The 22,074-nt window shown below is 44.5% G+C and carries 19 protein-coding genes; 4 read left to right on the plus strand and 15 right to left on the minus strand.

The features are described from left to right. Complete coding sequence (locus AC04Q4_RS09780) at positions 1-1,905, minus strand: DUF7507 domain-containing protein (RefSeq protein ID WP_476388883.1); 1,905 nt, start codon at positions 1,903-1,905, stop codon at positions 1-3. A gap of 716 nt (positions 1,906-2,621) precedes the next feature. On the opposite strand from AC04Q4_RS09780, the gene arcC reads away from it, so the two are divergent. Continuing rightward, positions 2,622-3,554, plus strand: coding sequence for a carbamate kinase (arcC, locus tag AC04Q4_RS09785; protein ID WP_173756538.1), 933 nt, complete (start codon positions 2,622-2,624; stop codon positions 3,552-3,554). Between the two features lie 123 nt (positions 3,555-3,677). On the opposite strand, the gene nrdD is transcribed toward arcC, so the two are convergent. Next, positions 3,678-5,813, minus strand: a complete 2,136-nt coding sequence (gene nrdD / locus AC04Q4_RS09790) for an anaerobic ribonucleoside-triphosphate reductase (protein ID WP_173736777.1) — start codon at positions 5,811-5,813, stop codon at positions 3,678-3,680. Between the two features lie 175 nt (positions 5,814-5,988). Beyond that, positions 5,989-6,375, minus strand: a complete 387-nt coding sequence (locus tag AC04Q4_RS09795; RefSeq protein ID WP_195455462.1) for a hypothetical protein — start codon at positions 6,373-6,375, stop codon at positions 5,989-5,991. A gap of 202 nt (positions 6,376-6,577) precedes the next feature. On the opposite strand from AC04Q4_RS09795, the gene asnA reads away from it, so the two are divergent. After that, complete coding sequence (gene asnA / locus AC04Q4_RS09800) at positions 6,578-7,588, plus strand: aspartate--ammonia ligase (RefSeq protein WP_476388884.1); 1,011 nt, start codon at positions 6,578-6,580, stop codon at positions 7,586-7,588. Positions 7,589-7,615: 27 nt separating this feature from the next. Continuing rightward, positions 7,616-8,050, plus strand: coding sequence for a CBS domain-containing protein (locus AC04Q4_RS09805; RefSeq protein WP_173736774.1), 435 nt, complete (start codon positions 7,616-7,618; stop codon positions 8,048-8,050). A gap of 156 nt (positions 8,051-8,206) precedes the next feature. On the opposite strand, the gene nagA is transcribed toward AC04Q4_RS09805, so the two are convergent. The 5 genes from nagA to AC04Q4_RS09830 all read right to left on the minus strand — a co-directional run bounded on the left by nagA (position 8,207) and on the right by AC04Q4_RS09830 (position 12,679). After that, on the minus strand, positions 8,207-9,310 hold the full coding sequence (gene nagA / locus AC04Q4_RS09810; RefSeq protein WP_173736773.1) for an N-acetylglucosamine-6-phosphate deacetylase: 1,104 nt from the start codon (positions 9,308-9,310) through the stop codon (positions 8,207-8,209). Positions 9,311-9,353: 43 nt separating this feature from the next. Next, positions 9,354-10,097, minus strand: coding sequence for a glucosamine-6-phosphate deaminase (gene nagB, locus AC04Q4_RS09815; protein ID WP_476388885.1), 744 nt, complete (start codon positions 10,095-10,097; stop codon positions 9,354-9,356). A 282-nt stretch (positions 10,098-10,379) separates the two neighbouring features. Further along, positions 10,380-11,123 (minus strand): amino acid ABC transporter ATP-binding protein, encoded by a 744-nt coding sequence (locus tag AC04Q4_RS09820; RefSeq protein ID WP_173736771.1) that lies wholly within the window; start codon positions 11,121-11,123, stop codon positions 10,380-10,382. Continuing rightward, entirely contained in the window at positions 11,110-11,799 is a 690-nt protein-coding gene (locus tag AC04Q4_RS09825; protein WP_179976534.1) for an amino acid ABC transporter permease, read from the minus strand. Before AC04Q4_RS09825 ends, AC04Q4_RS09820 begins: the two co-directional genes overlap by 14 nt. A gap of 103 nt (positions 11,800-11,902) precedes the next feature. Next, positions 11,903-12,679, minus strand: coding sequence for a transporter substrate-binding domain-containing protein (locus AC04Q4_RS09830; protein ID WP_173756768.1), 777 nt, complete (start codon positions 12,677-12,679; stop codon positions 11,903-11,905). 364 nt (positions 12,680-13,043) lie between these two features. Between AC04Q4_RS09830 and dapF the strand changes: the two genes are divergently transcribed. Continuing rightward, entirely contained in the window at positions 13,044-13,898 is an 855-nt protein-coding gene (gene dapF, locus AC04Q4_RS09835) for a diaminopimelate epimerase (RefSeq protein ID WP_173756770.1), read from the plus strand. Between the two features lie 53 nt (positions 13,899-13,951). Here the strand turns inward: dapF and AC04Q4_RS09840 are convergent, their stop codons facing one another. The 7 genes from AC04Q4_RS09840 to hflX all read right to left on the minus strand — a co-directional run bounded on the left by AC04Q4_RS09840 (position 13,952) and on the right by hflX (position 22,074). Further along, on the minus strand, positions 13,952-15,052 hold the full coding sequence (locus AC04Q4_RS09840) for a hypothetical protein (RefSeq protein ID WP_173756771.1): 1,101 nt from the start codon (positions 15,050-15,052) through the stop codon (positions 13,952-13,954). A 49-nt stretch (positions 15,053-15,101) separates the two neighbouring features. Further along, on the minus strand, positions 15,102-15,548 hold the full coding sequence (locus AC04Q4_RS09845; protein ID WP_173756773.1) for a hypothetical protein: 447 nt from the start codon (positions 15,546-15,548) through the stop codon (positions 15,102-15,104). Between the two features lie 426 nt (positions 15,549-15,974). Beyond that, complete coding sequence (locus tag AC04Q4_RS09850) at positions 15,975-16,289, minus strand: AzlD domain-containing protein (RefSeq protein WP_178773816.1); 315 nt, start codon at positions 16,287-16,289, stop codon at positions 15,975-15,977. Next, on the minus strand, positions 16,279-16,998 hold the full coding sequence (locus tag AC04Q4_RS09855) for an AzlC family ABC transporter permease (protein WP_173736768.1): 720 nt from the start codon (positions 16,996-16,998) through the stop codon (positions 16,279-16,281). Before AC04Q4_RS09855 ends, AC04Q4_RS09850 begins: the two co-directional genes overlap by 11 nt. A 382-nt stretch (positions 16,999-17,380) precedes the next feature. Further along, positions 17,381-17,824: an amino acid-binding protein gene (locus AC04Q4_RS09860; protein ID WP_119239356.1), complete on the minus strand. Its 444-nt coding sequence runs from the start codon at positions 17,822-17,824 to the stop codon at positions 17,381-17,383. Between the two features lie 446 nt (positions 17,825-18,270). Continuing rightward, entirely contained in the window at positions 18,271-20,643 is a 2,373-nt protein-coding gene (locus tag AC04Q4_RS09865; protein ID WP_173756779.1) for a ribonucleoside triphosphate reductase, read from the minus strand. 195 nt (positions 20,644-20,838) lie between these two features. Further along, positions 20,839-22,074, minus strand: coding sequence for a GTPase HflX (hflX, locus tag AC04Q4_RS09870; protein ID WP_476388886.1), 1,236 nt, complete (start codon positions 22,072-22,074; stop codon positions 20,839-20,841).

Consider the following 22,074-nt stretch of genomic DNA (forward strand, 5'->3'; position numbering starts at 1 on the left):
TCAACGTTTCTTTCCCTGGAAATGGCTTGTCCATGGCATGTCCCGATACTTTCTGTGAAGCCAGAATCCGCCAAGTATGGTAATTCCCGCTGCAAGTAACAACAGGGTAAAAAACTCTGTCCTCGTATTATCGCCGGTCTTTGGATGAGAAGACACACTTCTGACCTGGGATTCATTCTGAACTGCTGCATGATTTTGTTCTTCTGAATATCTTTCCAGTTGTGACTGTTCCTGCTGCTCTGTTGGTGCTGCTGTTACAGCCCCTCCTTCTACTGTGATCTGCGCAGATGCTTCAACAACCCGCTCTCCTGTTTCCTGGCTTGTGACTGTTACCTGATTCAGAAGCTTCTGATTCACAGATTTCTCCGGGATCTTTACAACTGCCTGGAGGGAAACTGCTTCTCCCGGAGCGATCTGCGGAATCAGAGCTTTCGTTTTTGTGCGGTTCAATGTAATACCTTCCTGCTCCACAAACTGAGCCTGGATTCCTTCTGCCTGAAAACGCTCGGTTCCTACAACTGAATGAAGTGTTTTTTCTCCTGTGTTGACAATGCAGATCTGATAAGTTACCATTTCTCCAGGTTCCGCTTTTTCTTTATCTGCTGTTTTCTTTACCGTAAAATCAGCTTTCAGTGCCTGTAGTTCATCTGTAACCGATACAGTTCTTGTAATGGCTGCATCCGGTTTTTCTTTTATGGTGGCAGTTGCTTCTATTTTATGCTCCAGAGGTTTCTCCTGCTCATTTTCCAGCGGAGCCAGAACGTACAGAGCTCTGCTTTCACCAGCCTTTAATGTAAAGATCTCTGCCTTGTCCCCTTCTGTCCGGAAATTTCCAGAATTTGAACCCTCCTTGTTCTCCCACCGCTGAATAATCTTCGGACAGGAAAACGTACTGGTAAGATGAACATCTGTAAGATCCAGTTTTCCTGTATTAGTCAGGTCGATCCTGTATCGGATAGTCTTTCCGGCTTTCATTTCTTTCGTTTCGGAGGCCACCGCCACATTCATATCTGCCTGAGCAGCTTCCACATCCAGCGATGGTGAAATTCCTTCTGCCAGTATCTGTGTCTCCTCATTTTCTTCCATAAGAAGAAAGGTTCCAGCACCGTTTCGGTCTTTTTTCAGAGGTTCATCCTGAACAAGGCTGTAACCGGATGCCTCTGCCGGATAACGGTATTCTTCCCGCAAAGTCAGTGGAATGCGCAGAGAAAGAGCTTCTTCCGGCATATTTTCCGTGTCTATCTTATATTCCAGTTTCATGATCTCTGTATTTTTTCCCTTTTGATTCTTTATGGTAATTGGTGTAACAGATATATCTCCCGGAAGCTCCGAGATTTCCGCAAAAAAATATTCTGAGATGTATGTGACAAGTGTCAGTTTCTTCTGCGCCGCCTCCAGAGCTGGAATTTCTTCTGAAACTGCAGTATCTTCCGGGGCTATGGCAGGGATTCCTCCTTCTGATGGTTCTGCATACTCTGTTTTTTCTACAGCTTCTCCGCCGGCCGCTTCTCCCTCCTGTGGGCTCGCACCCGTTTCCTCCTGCTCTTCATTCTCCTGCTGTACTGTTTCCCCGGATGCCAGCTCCTCCACGTACTCATATTCTTCCTCCCTTTCCTGATCCTGATCGGTACGTTCCTCGTCTTCCTGCTCCTTGTCAGTACTCTCCATATCTTTCATGGCTTCTCTCTGCTCCAGCCAGCCTCTGAGTCGTTCCACCCGAATCTGTAGTTCTGCTTTTCCATTCTCTCTGTCTGTCCAGCTTCCAATCTGACCAATTGAAATATTTACATCTGTCAGATCTGCACTTTTTACAGTTTCCGGCTGGAATCCTGCACCTAATACAGCCCCTGCAGCGGCAGCGGCGATCCCGATTCTTCGTATCTGTCTCCATATTCTGTTTTTCATCGAAATTCTCCCATCTCTGTTTCACAGCATGATATCTGCGGATTGCTCCGATTTATACAGTTTTCACAATCCTCATATCATTTTTACACATAGTTTCCATATCACAGCTTACTTTTCCACAGACAAAGGCATCCCTCCCTGAAAAATCGGTGCATAACCGCCGGTGATTCTGTTAATTTCTAAATACAGTGAATTTTTGCATCGAACTGATGCGTGAATGTTTCCCGCAGAACGCGGAAATAAGACCTCTTTAATGTAACACATTCTCTGATATCGTGCAACTGCATATAAAAAATATAAAGTTTGTTTAAACTTTCTTTATAAATTTTCGATTTCTTTTAGAATGCCGACATAATTTAAACATATTTCATCTATATAATAGAACTTGGATAGATGAAAAACCACTCTCTATCTCCCCCCTCAAAAAAATAGTAGGAAATGAGCCGTCTGAGAAATCAGACGGTTTTTCCTTTGTCCCACATTACAGTCTGACATACAGCCTGTTTGCAGTCAGGCTTATATTCACACTCCGCATTCGCCACATAGCTCTACACCGAATAGCTGCTTCACAGTTTATCAGTTAAAATTGTATTGCATTTCCCACATGGGTCTTTTATAATAAATATAATAATGTCAGGGCAGAAAATCTTTTGTCCCGACCTGATCGCGGCTTGTTCCGCAGCAGTTTAATTTTAAAGAGAAATGAGGTATTTCCTATGAGCGAAAAAACCGTAGTAGTTGCATTAGGCCACCGAGCACTTGGTACCACACTCCCTGAGCAGAAAACAGCCACACGTCTCGCAGCAAAAGCGATCGCAGACCTGGTAGAAGAAGGAACCCGCGTGGTAATTTCCCACAGCAACGGTCCGCAGGTAGGGATGATCCACACCGCAATGAATGAATTCGGCAAGGCGCATCCTGATTATACATTTGCACCAATGTCTGTCTGCTCTGCCATGAGCCAGGGTTACATCGGCTATGACCTTCAGAACGCCATTCGTGCGGAACTGATTTCCAGAGGAATTTTCAAGCCGGTAAGCACAGTTCTTACACAGGTTGTCATCGATCCATATGATGAGGCTTTTGCTGAACCTGAGAAGGTCATCGGTCGTGTTCTCAACGCTGAAGAAGCTGAGGCCGAAGAAGAGAAAGGTAACTTTGTTACAAAAGTTGGCGACGGCCAGTACAGACGAATCCTTGCAGCACCGAAGCCGCAGAAGATCGTTGAAATCGAAACAGTGAAGGTTCTTTCCCAGGCTGAGCAGATCGTTATCGCAGCAGGCGGCGGCGGAATCCCGGTTCTTGAGCAGGGCGCACAGCTGAACGGTGCCAGTGCCATCATCGAGAAAGACCGGGCAGCCGGACTTCTTGCCGAGGAGCTGAATGCAGATACCCTGATGATCCTCACAAGTGTTGAGAAAGTAAGCCTTGACCATGAGACAGATCATGAGTCCTATCTGGATACTATCTCCACAGATGATGCGAAGAAATATATTGCAGACAACCAGTTCGCACCTGGTTCCATGCTTCCTAAGATCGAAGCAGGCGTTTCCTTCGTTGAGAAAGGAAACGGACGTCGTACCATCATCACAGATATGGCCCATGCAAAAGATGGTTACTGCGAGAAGACAGGAACTATCATTAAATAAATCTCTGAATATAAAAAAATCCCATGCCCGGATCAAGAGTAAATCCTTGATCAGCGCATGGGATTTTTTATATTATTATTGAATAAAGCACAAACACAACCGCCTCTGTGACCGACCTGTATATTACATAGATTTTCTTTCAGCGATCTCCGCCATCTTCGCCTCATTCAGACGTGTATCACCATGCACACGGCTGTAGGAAAGATATCCGTTCATACGATCGATCTTAGTCAGGTTTCTGGAACCGCATACAGGGCATACGTCCATCTCAAGCTCCTCGTGACCACAGTCGTCACAGTATGCAAGAGAAAGATTTACTCCCTCATAATATCCCAGATCCATGGCTCTGCGGATCAGGGTACGGATCGCTTCTTTATTATATCCGATCGGATAACGTACATACTGAATCTTACCGCCATTGCAAAGCTCCCAGAAACGTCCCTCAAGATCCTGCTTCTCGATGGGAGTCACATCCTCAGTTACATGACAATGGAAACTGTTGCTCACATACGGTCTGTCGGAAACGCCTTCGATAATTCCGTACATCTTACGGAACTGCTCTACCTGCAGGCCGCAAAGACTCTCTGCCGGAGTTCCGTAGATCGCATAAAGATAACCGTCCTCTTTCTTATACTCGTTTACCTTGTTATTGATATATCTCAGAACTTCCAGAGCAAACTCACCATCTTCTGCGATAGATTTGCCATTGTAAAGCTCCTGCAGCTCATTCAGTGCTGTAATACCGAAGGAAGCTGTCATTGGCTTCAGGATCTTACCGATTTTTTCATTTGGTTTCAGATGTCCGCCATAGAAACCACCCTCGCAATATGCAAGCGGATTTGTAGAAGCACGCATCTGTCCCAGGTATTCATAAGTGCGGATATGCAGGTTACGGATCATCTCAAGATAGAAATCCAGAACCTCGTAAAAATCTCTGCTCTCTGCTCTGGCTTTCGCAAGGATCATAGGCAGATGAAGACTCACTGCACCAATGTTAAAACGTCCTACAAAAACAGGTGTATCATTCTCATCAGCCGGCTCCATTCCTCCGCGCTCATACCATGGACTTAAGAAAGCACGGCATCCCATGGGGCTGATAACTTTCTTATATTTCTTGTACATACTGGAGATGTAGCCTGCACCTGACATGGAAAGCCAGTCCGGATACATGGTCTTGGAGGAACACTCCACACCAGCCTCAAAAATATCCTCACAGCATTTTCCAGGGCCATGGATCTCCTTGTCATAAAGGAACACGATCTTAGGGAAAAGCACCGGCTTCTTATGACCTGTCTTACCCTGTCCGCCCTGATGGACTTTCAGGAGAGAAACAGTACACATCTTCTCAAACTGCTCAGTCCCCAGTCCCAAAGTCACTGTAACAAACGGATAATCGCCTCTGGAAGAACCAACCGTATTCAGCTTGTACTCAATTCCCTGCCATCCCTGGTCGTACTCTCTTCGTACTTTATCAAGAGCATACTCTATTGCTTTCTCCTCGCGGCCCTTCCAGCTCTCATCGGAGTATTTCATAAATTCGGAAATATATTTATCATAGCTCTTCTTGGCATATGGCGCAAGGATCTTATCTACCTCCGGCACTGTAAATCCACCGTACTGCTGTGCTGCTGTACTGAGGATAATATCACCCATAACATCAAAAGCAGTATCCAGAGTCTTAGGCTCGTTATACCATACATTACCCATCTCAAAACCACCGCGCAGAACAGCAGCTACATCAAAGAGACAGCAGTTCATGGTATCCAGACGTGCTGACTGATCATGAATATAAATATAGCCATCCTTACATGCCTGAAGCTCGTTGCGGTTCATAAAGAATTTACGGTAAAGCTCCTTGTTCAGCTCATTAAAGATCAGACTTCTCTTGGTAGCTACAAGTGCACTGTCTGTATTGGCATTACTCTTGTCTCCAATGTAACGGATTGCCTGACTCTTGGTATAGACGTCATCCATCATATGAATGAAATCCAGCTTATAATTACGGTAATCGCGATAGCTCTTGGCTACAGCCGGGTTCACACGCTCCAGGGCACCCTCTACGATATTGTGCATCTCCTGGATCTCGATCTCATTTTTTCCAAGGGAATCTGCATGCTCCTGGGCAAATCTGCAGATAAAATCCTTCTCCTCATCTGAAAAAGTATAAAGTATACGCTCTGCTGACTTATTCACGGCAGCCACGATCTTCAGAGGATTGAACTCCTCTCTTGTCCCATCTTTCTTAATCACATATATCATGACTCATCTCTCCCGATACTATATATAGTATTATAGTTCTCTATATCTTGTTTTTTCTCTATATATTGTGCTAGGCATGAGTATACCACAGCTGGCATGAAAAGAAAAGGGGGTATTTCTGTATACAAGAAAATACAGACTCTTAGTACTACCTGATCTCACTGCGGAAATATTCTTACAAATTTGTTCCGATCCAGTCCATAATAGTATCCAGCAATCCCGGAATTGCACAAAGCAGACCGATGATCAGCCATATGATCCAGCCTTTCCCGCCGGATTTCCGGCTGATATTTCCGCTTCTGCTGTTCTGCCTGTCCACATTTCCTGTATTTCGATTCCCGTTCGTATTCCGGTTTTCTCTTCCACCACGCTGCACTGTTTTGCTCCCAGGCTGCTCATACTGCCGCATCAGATCACGCACTTTAGCTGAAGCGTGCTTATAATGTACTTCCCTAGGCTCATTAAGGTGATACAGTATTTCATCATTTCTATAAGGCATCCCACACAATGAACACCTTCCATTTATAACCTTTCCTCCGCAAATCTGACATTTCTCAGCCATAAACAACCTCCATTCGGTCTGTCAGAACAGACATTTTAAAATAATTCTCTTTTTTCCAGTATATCACACCAGACCTTTAATACCCAGTATTTTTCCTGAATTCAAAGCCAGACTTCCCTCTCCCCTTATTGCCACTCCCCCCATTTTCTGCTATAATACCACACAGAGCAAACAAGCAAAAAAATCATCAGGAGGACCGATAATGAATACAATCACAATCCCCGCAACCTATCATGCAGACCTGAACCTCCATGATACACAGATTGCGATCAAAACTGTAAAAGATTTCTTTCAGCAGACACTCTCCCAGAAGCTCAATCTTCTCCGGGTATCCGCACCGACTTTCGTAGCACCGGAATCCGGTCTTAACGATAACCTGAATGGTGTGGAGCGTCCTGTAAGTTTTGATATCAAAGCTATCGAAGACAGCAACGCTGAAATCGTACACTCCCTGGCCAAGTGGAAACGCTACGCACTGAAGAAATACGGTTTTTCTCACGGAGAAGGACTTTACACAGATATGGTAGCAATCCGCCGCGATGAAGATCTTGACAATATCCACTCTGTTTATGTAGATCAGTGGGACTGGGAGAAGATCATCTCCAGGGAAGAGCGTTCCGTAGAAACCCTTAAGGAAACTGTACGCAATATCTACAGCGTCCTTCGTAAAACTGAGAAATACATGGCAGTACAGTACGATTACATCGAAGAGATCCTTCCGAAAGATATTTTCTTTATCACAACCCAGGAACTTCTTGATATGTATCCGGACTGCACACCGAAGGAACGCGAATACAGGATCACCCGTGAAAAAGGTGCTGTATTCCTTATGAAAGTCGGCAAAACTCTCACAAACGGAGAGCGTCACGACGGACGTGCCCCGGACTACGATGACTGGGAACTGAACGGCGATATCCTGGTATATTATCCTGTACTTGATATTGCCCTGGAGCTTTCCTCCATGGGAATCCGTGTTGATGAGGACGCACTTGACCGTCAGCTCACAGAAGCAGGCTGCAATGACAGAAGAGAGCTTCCTTTCCAGAAAGCAATCCTTAACAGGGAACTTCCATACACCATCGGCGGCGGAATCGGCCAGTCCAGAATCTGCATGTTTTTCCTTCGCAAGGCACACATCGGTGAAGTTCATGTATCTCTCTGGCCAAAAGAGATCACAGATGCTGCTGAGGCACACGGACTTCAGCTTCTGTAAAACAGCTCAGAGAAATGAGGTGATAACGTGAACATTCTGTTTTTTCTGATTCCCAAAAGCGAAGTTGCCTACATCTTCGAAGATGAAACACTTCGCCAGACCCTGGAAAAAATGGAGCATCGCAAATACTCCTGCATCCCGATTCTTACCATGGACGGTAAATATCTTGGAACAATCTCAGAGGGCGATCTTCTGTGGGGAATGCGCCACGCTGATATCCATGATATCAAAGAGACTGAAGGAGTTCCTGTTATGGCGATTCCACGCCGTGCAACCTATAAGCCGGTGCACGCAGACTCCAATATGGAAGATCTTCTGGACCGCGCTATTAATCAGAACTTTGTTCCGGTTGTAGATGACCAGGGTTCTTTTATCGGAATCATAACCAGAAAGTCAATCATCAAATACTGCTACAACGAAATGAAGGCAGCACAGAAATCCGAAGACGAAAAAAACGGATAATTTTCGTTTTCAGCAGTCTGTCAGCTGCATGCAAAAAGGATGGCATTCATTTTCCGGTATACAATAATACGGAAAATGCTGCCATCCTTTTTATTTCCGGTTTCCACCGGACATTCATATTTCACTCTTAAAAAAATCCTGCTTCACTCTGACACTCTATATCACTTTTACAATATTAAGTTTTTCATCTGCAAGCACAATATCTGCCTTCTTTCCCGGTACAAGAGATCCCACTTCATCATATATTCCAATACTTCTGGCTGGATTCCTGGTTGCCGCAAACACTGCTGCCCGCTCCGGCACTCCCATTGCGATCACACATCTCATACATTCATACAGACTGGTAGCAGAGCCGGCAATGGTTCCGTCCTCCAGCACTGCCTTCCTGTCCTTCACAGTCACCTTCTGTCCGCCAAGCTCATAAAATCCATTTGCCATTCCTGCAGCCATCATGGAATCACTGATCAATACTATACGTTCTTCTCCAAACATACGAAATGTATTACGTACTACTGCCGGATCAATATGAATACCATCGCCGATCATCTCAACCATACATTCCGGATCATCAGCAGCCGCACAGACTACACCCGGTGCACGATGTCCCATATCATTCATTGCATTGTAAAGATGGGTCACATGATGAGCACCGCTCTTCATGGCAGAAGCTGCACAGTCATAATCAGCATCTGTATGACCTATGGAGATCACTACATCATCCTTCAACTCCCGGATAAACGTCTCTGCCCCCTCCATATTCGGTGCCACGGTAACAACACGTATCCTGCCGCCGGATGCTTTCTGGCACTCCCTGAAAAAATCAATATCCGGTTTTCGGATATATTTTTCAACGTGTGCACCTTTTTTTACCGGATCAAGAAAAGGTCCTTCCATGTTCAGTCCGACGATTCGAGCACAATCCGCATCCGGTTTCACTGCATCTGCGGAAGCAAATATCCGTATCAGCATATCAATAGGCAGCGTCATGGAAGTAGGACAGTAAGATGTAATACCCTGGGATTTTTCATACCTGAGAATTTCTTTCAGACCAGTGGCATCTGCATCTGAAAAATCATGCCCGACTGCACCATGGCTGTGAATATCAACAAGTCCCGGCAGTACCTTTAACCCGGCCGCATCAATTTCTTCTTTTTCCGAAACCTCTGTCCCGCAGTCAACGATTCTTCCATTTTCCACATAGAGATCCATTCTCCGATAAGTGCCATCCTCCTGAAAAACATTTCCGTTTCTGATGATCATAGTTCTTCTATTCCCCTCTCCGCAGTTCTCTTATGCTCTGTGCTTATAAAAATCCTTTTTCTCTGATAATCCCCAAAGCCTCTTCATCTGCCACAACAGTAAGATCCGGGTGCAGCTGCAGAATAGACGCAGGCACATTCGGCGTAATAGGTCCATACAATGAATTATACAATGCTTCTGCCTTACCCGCTCCTGTGGCTATGAGAAGAATTTTTTTTGCGGCCATGATGTTCTTGATTCCCATGGTATATGCCTGTTTCGGAACCTCATCCATGCTGTCAAAAAATCTGGCATTCGCCCTGATGGTACTTTCTGTCAGATCCACACAATGGGTTTCTTTCTCAAAAGCCGATCCTGGCTCATTGAAGCCGATATGTCCGTTTCCCCCGATTCCCAGAAGCTGCATGTCCACGCCACCGGTTTCATGGATAACCTCATTGTATTGTGCGCACGCCTTCTCACTGTCTTCTTCCAGACCATCCGGCACAAAAGTTCTTGCCTTGTCAATATTTACATGGTCAAAAAGGTTCCTGTTCATAAAATAGCGGTAGCTCTGGTCATTGTCTCCTGAAAGTCCCTTATATTCATCCAGATTCACAGTTGTCACCTTTGAAAAATCCAGATCCCCTTTTCTGTACCATTCTGCCAGCTGTGCATACATGCCTACCGGCGTGGAACCTGTAGCCAGACCGAGAACTGCATCTGGTTTCATGATAATCTGTGCAGACATAATATTGGCTGCCTTTCTGCTTACATCCTGATAATCTTTTCCTGCGTAAATAACCATATTTTTATTTCCCCCTTTTATATTTTTTGCTGTTTACACCCAAATTTTGTAAAATACAATCCCATATTTTAATCGCTGCTGTTCACTCCGTGACCAGCAGCACTCTTCGCAAAGCAAACTTGATTCCCGGAGTTTCTGTGACCTTCTCCTACATAAAAACTCCGCAGAATATTGCCTGCGAATAATAGCATCATTATACCATATACTGTACTACAAAAAAAGCCGATATTTTCCGTTCTGCATACAATACAGTTCACGAAAAGCACCGGCTTTTGGATTTTTTTATAATGTTTTTGAAAGGAACTCACGAAGTCGTTTGTTCTTTGGATTTGCAAAAAACTCTTTCGGAGAATTCTCCTCCTGGATCTTCCCTTCATCGATAAAAAGAACTCTTGTTGCCACTTCACGGGCAAATCCCATCTCATGTGTTACCACTACCATGGTCATGCCGGATTTTGCAAGCTCCTGCATCAGTTCCAGAACCTCACCGACCATCTCCGGGTCAAGGGCAGATGTTGGCTCATCAAAAAGCATCACATCCGGATTCATAGCCAGGGATCTTGCAATGGCAATACGCTGCTTCTGACCGCCGGAAAGCATATCCGGATAGGAATCTGCCTTATCCGGAAGACCGACACGCTTCAGAAGCTCCAGAGCTGTTTTCTCTGCCTCTTCTTTGCTCATCAGCTTCAGAGTTACCGGCGCAAGCATAATGTTCTCTTTTACAGTCTTGTGAGGGAACAGGTTAAACTGCTGGAACACCATTCCGATCTTCTGACGGTGACGGTTGATATCCACCTTCGGATCTGTGATGTCTGTTCCTTCGAAGAGGATTTTTCCCCCGGTAGGCTCCTCCAGAAGATTCAGGGAACGGAGGAATGTGGATTTACCGCAGCCGGATGGTCCGATGATGGCTACTACTTCACCCCTGCGGATCTGTGTGGTAATTCCGTTGAGAACCTGATTACCGCCATAGGCCTTTTCAAGTCCCTGCACATCAAGAAGTACTTCATTACTTACGCTCATTGGTTCTCAGCCTCCTCTCAAGTTTTCCTACAAGGTAGGTAAGGAAGCAAACGATCACAAGATAGATCGCTGCTACTGCCAGCAATGGAAAAAGTGCGCTGTATGTCTGGCTTCGGATAATATCACCGCCACGGGTCAGATCTGTAAGACCGATGTAACCACTGATGGATGTCTCTTTTAAGAGAACGATCAGCTCATTTCCAAGTGCAGGAAGAATATTTTTGACTGCCTGCGGAAGAATGATCTTCGTCATAGTCTGTGTATAATTAAGGCCCAGGCTTCGGCCTGCCTCAAACTGTCCCTGGTCAATGGACATGATACCGGAACGGACGATCTCAGCTACGTATGCAGCGGAGTTCATACCGAATGCAATAATAGCAACTACGATCTTACCTGGATCTACAGTTGCAAAAATAACATAGTAAACGATCAGCAGCTGTACCATGGTTGGTGTACCGCGGATCACTGTCAGGTAAACTCTGCAAATTGCATTGAGGATCTTAAGCTTACCTGTTTTATCATGTGTGGAACGGACAATGGCGATCACAAATCCAAGGAAAATACCAAGCAGAACCGCAAAGAATGTGATTATGATGGTGTTTTTCAGACCGGATACAATGAACTGCCAGCGATTGTCGTCCAGAAAGTTAAACTGAAACTGTTCAATAAGACTCAAAATTTCCACCCTTTCCAAAATTACAGGTTCCAGACTCCGGAAATGCCCCCGGATATCCGGAACCTGAATTCAGTTCTTATAATTTTCTGTCAGAAAAATCTCTTTATTTCTGTACAATGATAACCTGTTCTGCTGTTGTGTATGGATCTGTGAAATCAACGCTCTTCTTACGGTCTTCTGTTACAGTCATTCCTGCTGCACCGAAATCTGCTTTTCCGGATTTAACCGCATTTACGATGGCGTCAAACTCCATATCCTCGATCTTCAGCTCATATCCAAGTTTATCGCAGACAGCCTGAGCGATATCAGCGTCAATACCTACGATATTATCTCCGTCATAGTATTCGTATGGCTGGAATGTTGCGTTAGTTGCCATTGTAAGAGTTCCCTTGGAATGATCTGCATCCTTCGGAGACTCATATGGTGTCTTACCAGCGTCATCACCGATGTAGTTATCTCTGATGGAATCCAGTGTTCCCTCATCCTTCAGTTCCTTCAGTGCTTCATTGAACTCTTTCGTCAGATCTGCATTGTCTTTGGAAAGACAGATTGCATACTCCTCTTTGTCAAAAACATCCTCAATGATATCAAGGTCGTCGTTTTTCTCAACAAATTTCTTAGCCGGCTCGCTGTCGATCACTACACAGTCAACTTTACCCTGTTTCAGAGCAAGAACTGCATCGTTTCCTTTATTGTATCTCTCTACTGTTGCATCCTTGATGTCTGTTGCAAGTGTATCACCTGTTGTTCCAAGCTGAACACCGATCTTCTTACCTTCCAGATCATCTGCACTTTTAATCTCATCTGCTGCAAAAACAACGGATGTCATGGATACTGTCATAGCTGCTGCAAGTGCAAGTGCCATTAATTTTCTCTTCATTTTTTTCTTCCTCCTGAATTTTGTGTACATCGCGAAAGGGGCTGCTTTCTTACAAAGCCAAAGCAGCACATTTCGCGATGCACAGCATAATTATGCAATGTTATGCATATTGCTTTGTTTTATGATACCATGTTTTCAATAAAATGCAAGCACCGAAAACCTATATCCAGGATTTTTTCTTTCCAATCCATGGTAAAATTCACTTTTCGATAACAATTATCCAGTATACTATAATACCAGAGGAAGAAATTGAAACACTGTTCACTCCGCAGCCGGCCAATATTCCCGGAATGTTTTTACAGTAAGGGCTTGTGCTCCTGCGGAAAAACCAAGTATAATAGTCTGGAATAAGGAGGTTATTATTATGAAATTCACGAAAATGCACGGCATTGGAAACGATTATGTATATGTAAACTGTTTTGAGGAGACTGTCAAGGATCCGTCAGCTGTAGCGAAATTTGTCAGCGACCGCCACTTTGGCATCGGTTCCGACGGTCTGATCCTGATCCGCCCGTCCGAGATCGCAGACTGCGAGATGGATATGTACAACCTGGATGGTTCCCAGGGTGCAATGTGCGGAAACGGAATCCGCTGCGTTGCCAAATATGTCTACGATCACGGTATTGTGGACAAGACATCCTTAAGCATTGCCACAAGAAGCGGTATTAAATATGTAGATCTCACCATCCGCGACGGCAAGGCTTCCATGGTAAAAGTCAACATGGGCTCCCCGATCCTTACTGCAAAAGAGATCCCTGTCGTTGCTGAGACTGAACAGGTCATCAATGCGCCTATCACTGTGGATGGAAAAGAATACCGCATGACTGCTGTTTCCATGGGTAATCCTCATGCGATCATTTATGTAGATGATGTAGACAGCCTTGATCTGGAAAAAATCGGCCCTTCTTTTGAGAATCACGTATGCTTCCCTGACAGGGTCAACACGGAATTTGTCCAGCTGATCGACCGCAATACTGTGAAGATGCGTGTCTGGGAGCGTGGCTCCGGTGAGACACTGGCCTGCGGTACAGGTGCCTGCGCAGTTACGGTAGCTTCCATCCTCAACGACAAAGTTAACGGCAGCAAACCGGTAACCGTACAGCTCCTTGGTGGAGACTTAAACATCTCCTGGGAAAGAGACGAAAACCTCGTCTACATGACCGGTCCGGCAACTACGGTGTTTGATGGGGAAATTGATCTTGGGTTTTTAGGTGAATAAATGAAAATGGAGGGAGCTTTTTCGGAGCTCCCTCCTGACATATTATACCTCTGTTATATTTCTGTATCTCCCCCTGCAAAGCGTCTCAGTTCTCCGGACATTTTGCGGTAGATATTTTTGTAGTGCGACTTGGGGGATACCTGTTTAATGTTTAATTCGCCGCTTTTTTCATTGAATATCGCCCCCAGGCGGTAGCGGTTCCTGTACATGAGCAGCCCATTTGCCTCTTCCAGAATCTGTTTTGCAAGCAGTGAATCTGTTCTTCTGCAGAAAATTACAAATGTAAAGTATATTGGCTGTTTTTCCTCTTCTTTTCCAATATTATCCCTCCAGAATTCCCCGAAAAAATCATTCAGCTGTTTTGTATGCTCGTCTTTCAAGGTTTCTGTTTCGATCACGGACAATATATGGATTTCTGACGCTCCTGCTTTTTTATAAAAAACAGCATTTCCCTGATCTGAAAAATTGAATTCACACGCTTTTTCATAGCCATCTGATACACAGAAGTTCTTTATATTTTCTTTTACATTGCCATCTTCTTCATATGGATATGTACTTGCACAAGTCCGTGGTAAAACCTTCAACTCATTCGGCCAGACATAATAATGATCCTGACCCACAAAGCTGAATGGCTTCCAGACTTTATCCCTGCCTGCGTAATATCGGAAGCTTCGGTGATAGGTTACCATATAATAACTCCATGTAACTACATAGCCAACCAAGATTACAACAAAAGAGACACAGGAAATACGTAAAAAACTGCACATATACACAGCTACAATTTCAAAATCGCTGAACACCAACCGCTGTGACAATATAAATGCAATTTTGGACATAATTGCAAGTACCAGCGTAACCGCCTGCCAGAAAAAAATTCCTCTCTGATATGTAGCCCATTTGGATTTCTGAGATTTTTCCCGCATAAATCCCATCGCATACAAAGGATTCTCTTCCCCAAACCGGTTCGCAAATGGTTCAAATCTGAGAGATCCAAACTTTCGAACAGCAATTATACACCCTACTGCAGTTGCCATAAGCTGTTTTGTAGTATCATTGCCCAACTTCATAAAAAGAAATACATCATCCATGAGATATGCAATAACTATTATTGCTATTAATGTTGGAATGTTTATGTATTCAATAGAAAACACCATAGTAGTCTTACCTCTTTGTTATCTATATTCCCCATTTATAGAATATACTTTATATATATACCAAATTAAGTACTCCATTTTTTTCATAAATAAGAAATCTTCTTGTCTCTTTTCCTGCACCACCTTCACAACCACCTCCTATCAACCTACCTTTCGAAAATACATATTCTCTTGTTTTTCCCTTAAAATAATCTTTAACATAGGATTTCGCATTTGACTTTATCAATGTATTAACATTTTTTTGAGAATATTTTTGTGCCTGTACATATAAGGGAATTGATTTGATTGGGGTGAAATTTAAATCCTTTATTCCTCTTATGACCTTCGCATAACTGCCTCTTTTAAATTGCAAATACCCATCACTAAAACCTGGCGCTGCGCTAGCCACTCCATCAAAAACCCCATTAAGTATTGCACTTTTCAGGTTTCTACTCTCTTTATATTCACTAATTCCTGTTACTGTCCCGCTTACAACCGATACAACTATATTTCCCACATTTCCTCAGAAAAGATTTTCCCGGTTTATAATTCGTTCTTCTTAATTGCTGTGTCCCGGATACTTATCCTGTATCTTTGTAATTGTTTTCCTGAAGCAGGATATTATATCTATATTTTTATTATACATGCAATTATTTTCAGACACAACATTTATTTGTTTCACTTTTTTAGATAAATATCGAAATTTGTCATATACAAATTCTATTATTTTGTTCTCTTAAACTAATTGCAATAGATCCTTTATATCGTGTATTGTTTATTGGCTGACTTGAAATTTTAAATTCTGGTGCAAGGGTAAATTCCCCGTCCCTTGATTTTATCAAATTATAATGAGTAAAATCTTTGGATAACTGGTATAATTCAGGTTAATGGATGGGAATCGCAATTTGCGCCCCATCCATTTTATTTATCTTAAATCAGATATTCAGATAAATACCAGCACCCGCTCCACAATAAACACTGCCGCACATGCCAGCAGTGCCACTGTGATCAGGCTCTTTTCCTTATATGCTGCGATAAGGGCTACGAAGAAGCCTGCTGCGCCGGAAATGATGCTGTCTGTGGCTTTGAGGATAGCCGGGAAGGTCATTGCTGCCAGACAGGCGTATGGTACATAGTACAGAAAGGACTTGATAAACGGGCTTCTGATCTCATTTTTTGCAAGAGCAAGGGGCAGCATACGGATCAGGTAGGTGACTGTTGCCATCACCAGGATATAGAGATATACATTATGACTCATGAGATGCTTCCTCCTTCTCTTCCACCGGGCAGAAATAAGCTGCCAGACCTGCAACCAGCAGTGTTGTAATGATGATCATAAATCCGGAAGATACCTGCTTCAGCACAGGAATCACCGCAAAGATAGTGCTGACTGCCATGGAAGCCACAACAACACCAAGAACAGATTTGCTCTTCTTGGATGGTGGAATGATGATCGCCAGGAACATTCCGTAAATAGCCACGCTCAGTGCACTGAGCATAAAATCCGGAAGAAGGCTTCCTGAAATACCGCCCACCAGGGTTCCCAAAGTCCATCCAGGGATCGCTACACACATAGCTCCGTAATTATAAAATACGCTGACTTTTCCCTCCTGGGCCGCACTGATCCCGAAGATCTCATCTGTGATTCCGAATGCAGCGATGTACTTCAGGATACCTGATTCCTCACGCCGGAATTTCTGCGACAGGGAAAAAGACATCAGACAATACCTGAGGTTGATCACCAACTGGGTCATAGCCATCTCCCACATGGAACCCCCTGCAAAAATAATATCCAGTCCTGCAAACTGCCCAGCTGATGTCAGGTTGGTCAGCGAGATAAGAACTGCCTGCCAGATACTTAAACCTCCGGCAACGGCCATCATGCCAAAGGTGAACGACACTGCAAAATATCCCAATGCAATGGGAATGCCATCCTTCATACCTTTTCTGAAACTTTCTCTTTTCATCGATTTCCTCCATTGTATGTACGTCAGCCGGGCAGATGAAATCATCTGCGTTTACGGCCTGCTCCCAGAATTCTATACAGTCATAAACCTGGTTGCACACGTAAATAAGAGCGTGCCTGGAAACTTTTTTCTGCTTCCTGACACGCTCTTTTATTGTAGCATTGCCATATCAAAACTTCAATACTTCACAGCAAAAATGCGATACTTCATTCCTGAATAGTTACTGTTCACTCCGTTCTCAGTAACACGCTTCGCGGTGCACAGAATTTATGCTAATTGCATAAATTTGCGCGATATGTCTCGGGTTTTCTGTGACCTTCGCTCACAAAAAACACCTCGCGGAACATTGCCAGTGAACAGTAACCCTGAATATCCTTCTTTTTTATTTCTCTTCTTCTGCTCCATCTGGGTTTACAAGACGATTGAGAACTTTGAATCCGTTGTTGCGGAGTACGCTCTCTGCAACCAGAAGATCTTCACAGTGCATGATCGCTACCGGGACTTTCAGGCCCCTGTGGAAGAAGGTGTAAATGTAGTGAAGATTTACATTGCTGTCGCCCATAACGCTTAAGAGCTTGTCCAGACCGCCGATCTCGTCCTGAAGGTCTACAAGGATCGCCTGTGTGATACGTGTCATGTAGCCATTCTCAGCCATGATCTTATCTGCTTTTTCCGGTGCATCACATACCATACGGAAGTTTGCGAATTCCGGAGCGTCAAAGCAGCCAAAGCCGTAGATGTCGATCTGATTCTCCGCAAGGATCTTAGTTACTTTCTGAAGACTTCCAGGGGTGTTTTCTACAAAAACAATGTTCTGTTTTACCATAATCTATTCCTCATTTCTATATAGTTTTTCTTTCCCAAAGGAGGAGTTTTGTTACATTTTACAGGCCTTTTCAATGTTTAACAGCAGCGTGCCCGGAAAAAGGGAACGCAAAAGGAAAATGATCTCCGGGTATCCCCCTGCCGCACACAGCAACCACGTTTTATATTTACGCGTTAAAGCGTAACGCTTTCAATCATTAAATTCAAGTATCAGTATATCATACACCCACAAAATGTCAATTACAAATTAAAAAAACATACAAAAAGCCGGACACACATCCCTCGACATGTGCCCAGTCTTTGCCTTGCGAATCTTAACAATCCACTACATTTCATGTATGCAATACAATCAGAAAACTTACCGTTTCATTTGAAACAAAACAATTCTACGCTAATCCAAGACCTCACGTCTATGAACGCACCCAATTGCAGTTGCCTATGAAGACCTCAGTCAAGTTCTTCATCCACATACTTCTGAATATTAGAAGCATTCACATACTTCTTAACCTGTGCCCCGTCAGTGATCACCAGAGTCGGAGCCTGGCGGATCCCATACTGTTTGACAAGCTCCGGATTCTGCTCTGCGTCGATGATCTCCAGCTCTTCACCTTCCAGCATCTTTTTTGCCATACGGCAGTTCGGGCAGGTGCTTGTTGTAAACAGGTACTTATGAGATGCAACCGGCTGGATCTCAACCTCGTCACCTTTCATGGTCATCACACTGGTATGAACCTTCTTCAGCTGGGAATGAGTGATATCATAGAGCGTACGGTTCTTATATTCCTGTGTCTTTCCGTCATTCCAGTTCTGTACAGGACGATAATATCCCGTAATACGGCTGTAGACCTCAGCCTTCTTGCCGCATTTCGGACAGGTAAAATGCTCACCGCTGATATAGCCATGCTCCTGACATACAGAATATGTGGGAGAAATGGTGTAATACGGCAAACGATAGTTCTCTGCGATCTTACGTACAAGAGAAGCTGCTGCTTTCCAATCCGGAAGCTTCTCGCCAAGGAATGCGTGGAAAACAGTTCCTGATGTATACAATGTCTGCAGATCATCCTGGATATCCAGTGCGTCAAAAATATCTGCAGTATAGTCAACAGGCAGATGAGAGCTGTTTGTATAATACGGTGTGTCGCCCTCTTTTCCTGCTGTCAGAATGTCCGGATAACGCTTTCTGTCATGCTTTGCAAGACGGTAAGCTGTAGACTCCGCAGGTGTTGCCTCCAGGTTGAAAAGTTCTCCCGGATACTGCTCCTGGTAGTCAGACAAACGGTTTCTCATATGCTCCAGGACTTCCTTTGTAAACTTCTGGGTTGCAGGATCTGTCATATCCTTCTTAAGCCAGCATGCGTTCAGACCGGCCTCGTTCATTCCCACAAGACCAATGGTGGAAAAATGATTATCAAAGCTTCCAAGATATCTCCTGGTATACGGATACAATCCCTCATCAAGAAGCTTGCTGATCACATCTCTCTTAATGTGAAGAGATCTTGCGGAAATATCCATCATTCGGTCCAAACGGCGGTAAAACTCCTGAGGACTTTTTGACAGATATGCGATACGCGGCATGTTGATGGTAACAACGCCTACAGAACCTGTACTCTCACCGGAACCGAAGAAACCACCGCTCTTTTTGCGAAGCTCACGGAGATCCAGGCGGAGACGGCAGCACATACTGCGGATGTCGCTTGGTTTCATATCGCTGTTGATATAGTTGGAAAAATACGGTGTACCGTACTTGGATGTCATTTCAAAAAGAAGTCTGTTGTTCTCAGTGTCAGACCAGTCAAACTCTTTGGTGATGGAATAAGTCGGGATTGGATACTGGAATCCGCGACCGTTGGCATCGCCCTCGATCATGGTCTCAATAAATGCCTTATTGACCATATCCATCTCTTTCTTACAGTCTTTATACTTGAAATCCATATCCTTGCCGCCTACAATAGCAGGAAGCTCTGCAAGATCATCCGGAACTGTCCAGTCCAGTGTAATATTGGAGAACGGTGCCTGTGTTCCCCATCGGCTCGGTGTATTTACCCCGTAAACAAAAGCCTCTATACATTTCTTAACCTCCGGATAGGAAAGATTGTCTGCCTTTACAAAAGGAGCCAGATACGTATCAAAAGATGAAAATGCCTGTGCCCCGGCCCACTCATTCTGCATGATCCCCAGGAAATTCACCATCTGGTTGCAGAGCACGCTTAAATGCTTCGCAGGTGCGGAAGTAATCTTGCCCTCGATCCCGCCAAGTCCCTCACGGATCAGCTGTTTCAGTGACCAGCCTGCACAGTAGCCTGTAAGCATGGAAAGGTCATGGATGTGGATATCTGCATTCCTGTGCGCTTCTGCAATCTCATTGTCATAAATCTCAGACAGCCAGTAATTGGCAGTTACTGCACCGGAATTGCTTAAGATCAGTCCTCCTACGGAATAGGTGACAGTTGAGTTCTCTTTTACACGCCAGTCCTCAACCTTCACATAGCTGTTTACGATCTCTTTATAATCAAGGATGGTAGATTTCATATTGCGGATCTTCTCACGCTGTTTACGATACAGGATATAAGCCTTGGCAACATCGGAATATCCTGCCTGGATCAGTACATTCTCCACACTGTCCTGGATATCCTCTACTGAAATTCGATTGTTCTCGATCTTATTCTGAAAATCTGCAGTAACACGAAGCCCCAGAAGATCGATCATATCCGGGCTGTAATTCTTGCCCTTCGCATCGAATGCCTTGTCAATGGCTGCGGTGATCTTTCCCATTTTAAATCCATCCAGTTCGCCGTCTCTTTTTACTACCTGAAACATAAAAAATGCCTCCCTCACACATGTATATATAAAGTGTTTTTGATCACTGATCAGACCTCATCCAGTGACGTTTTTCCAAAAACGCTGTAGGCTCATTGTATCAGACCGGCACCTTTGCGTCAACACAAAAAGTACCATATATAGTGTCCATTTTGTTCACGGTACTATATATGGTACTAAGTTAATTATTCAACATTATGTTACTTTCGGATAGATTTCACGGGGAACCCTCGCTTTTACAGCAATTCCGCCCTCTGTATACTCCTCGGAAAGAAGCTGTCCGTACTCACGGATCAGCTGGATCTGACCAGCTTCTGAATACGGAAAAAGCCGCTCCATATAGATCTGTCCCTCTGCCAGAATCCTGGAAAGGAGTTCCTTAAATTCGCCGAGTCCCTCTCCTGTTCTTGCAGAAATCTTCAAGGTATGATCTGCACGAAGATCCCGGAGACTCTCCCCCGCTGCTTTGTCCTGCTTGTTAAAAAGCGTGATCGTTTTTTTGCCAAGGGCACCTAATTCTTTCAGGGTCTCATACACAATGTGCATCTGCATTTCTGCCTGAGGATTGGACGCGTCCACCACATGGATGATATAATCCGCGTATTTTGCCTCCTCCAGGGTACTCTTAAAAGCCTCTACCAGATTGTGTGGAAGTTTTCGGATAAATCCTACAGTATCCGTAAGAAGCAGCTGCTGCCCGTCATCCAGGGTCAAAAGCCGCGTTGTAGGATCAAGTGTTGCAAATAGCTTGTCTTCAGAAAGCACGGAAGCTCCTGTCAGCGTATTCAGAAGTGTGGATTTACCTGCATTTGTATATCCCACAATGGCAGCTGTCTTAAGATTACCTACCGCTCTTCTGGAACGGATCAGCTCTCTGTGCTTCTCTACCTGGGAAAGCTCCTGCTTCAATGCTGAGATCCTGTTTCGGATCAGACGTCGGTCTGTCTCCAGCTTCTTCTCACCAGGACCTCTTGTTCCAATTCCGCCGCCAAGACGGGAAAGAGAGGATCGAAGTCCTACCAGTCTTGCTGAACGGTAACGAAGCTGCGCCAGTTCGACCTGGATCTTACCTTCACTTGTCACTGCCCGCTTTGCAAAAATATCAAGAATCAGCAAGGTTCTGTCCATAACCTTGCATTCCAGCTCACGTTCCAGATTGTTCATCTGGGCAGGAGAAAGCTCATCATCACAGATCACACCATTGGCATTTAACGCATAGAGAAGGCCTTTTACCTCATCGATCTTACCTTTGCCGATATAAGTTCCCGGATGGACGGCCTCACGGTTCTGAATGATCCTGCCTGCCACCGCTGCTCCGGCTGTAGCTGCAAGCTCTCCAAGCTCGTCCAGGGATTCCTCCATATCATCACCAATACTGGCCTGCACGCCGATCAGGATGACTCGATCCTGTATCTCGTCAAAATATTCCAT

The sequence above is a fragment of the Blautia sp. HA8986 genome (genome assembly GCF_056504635.1).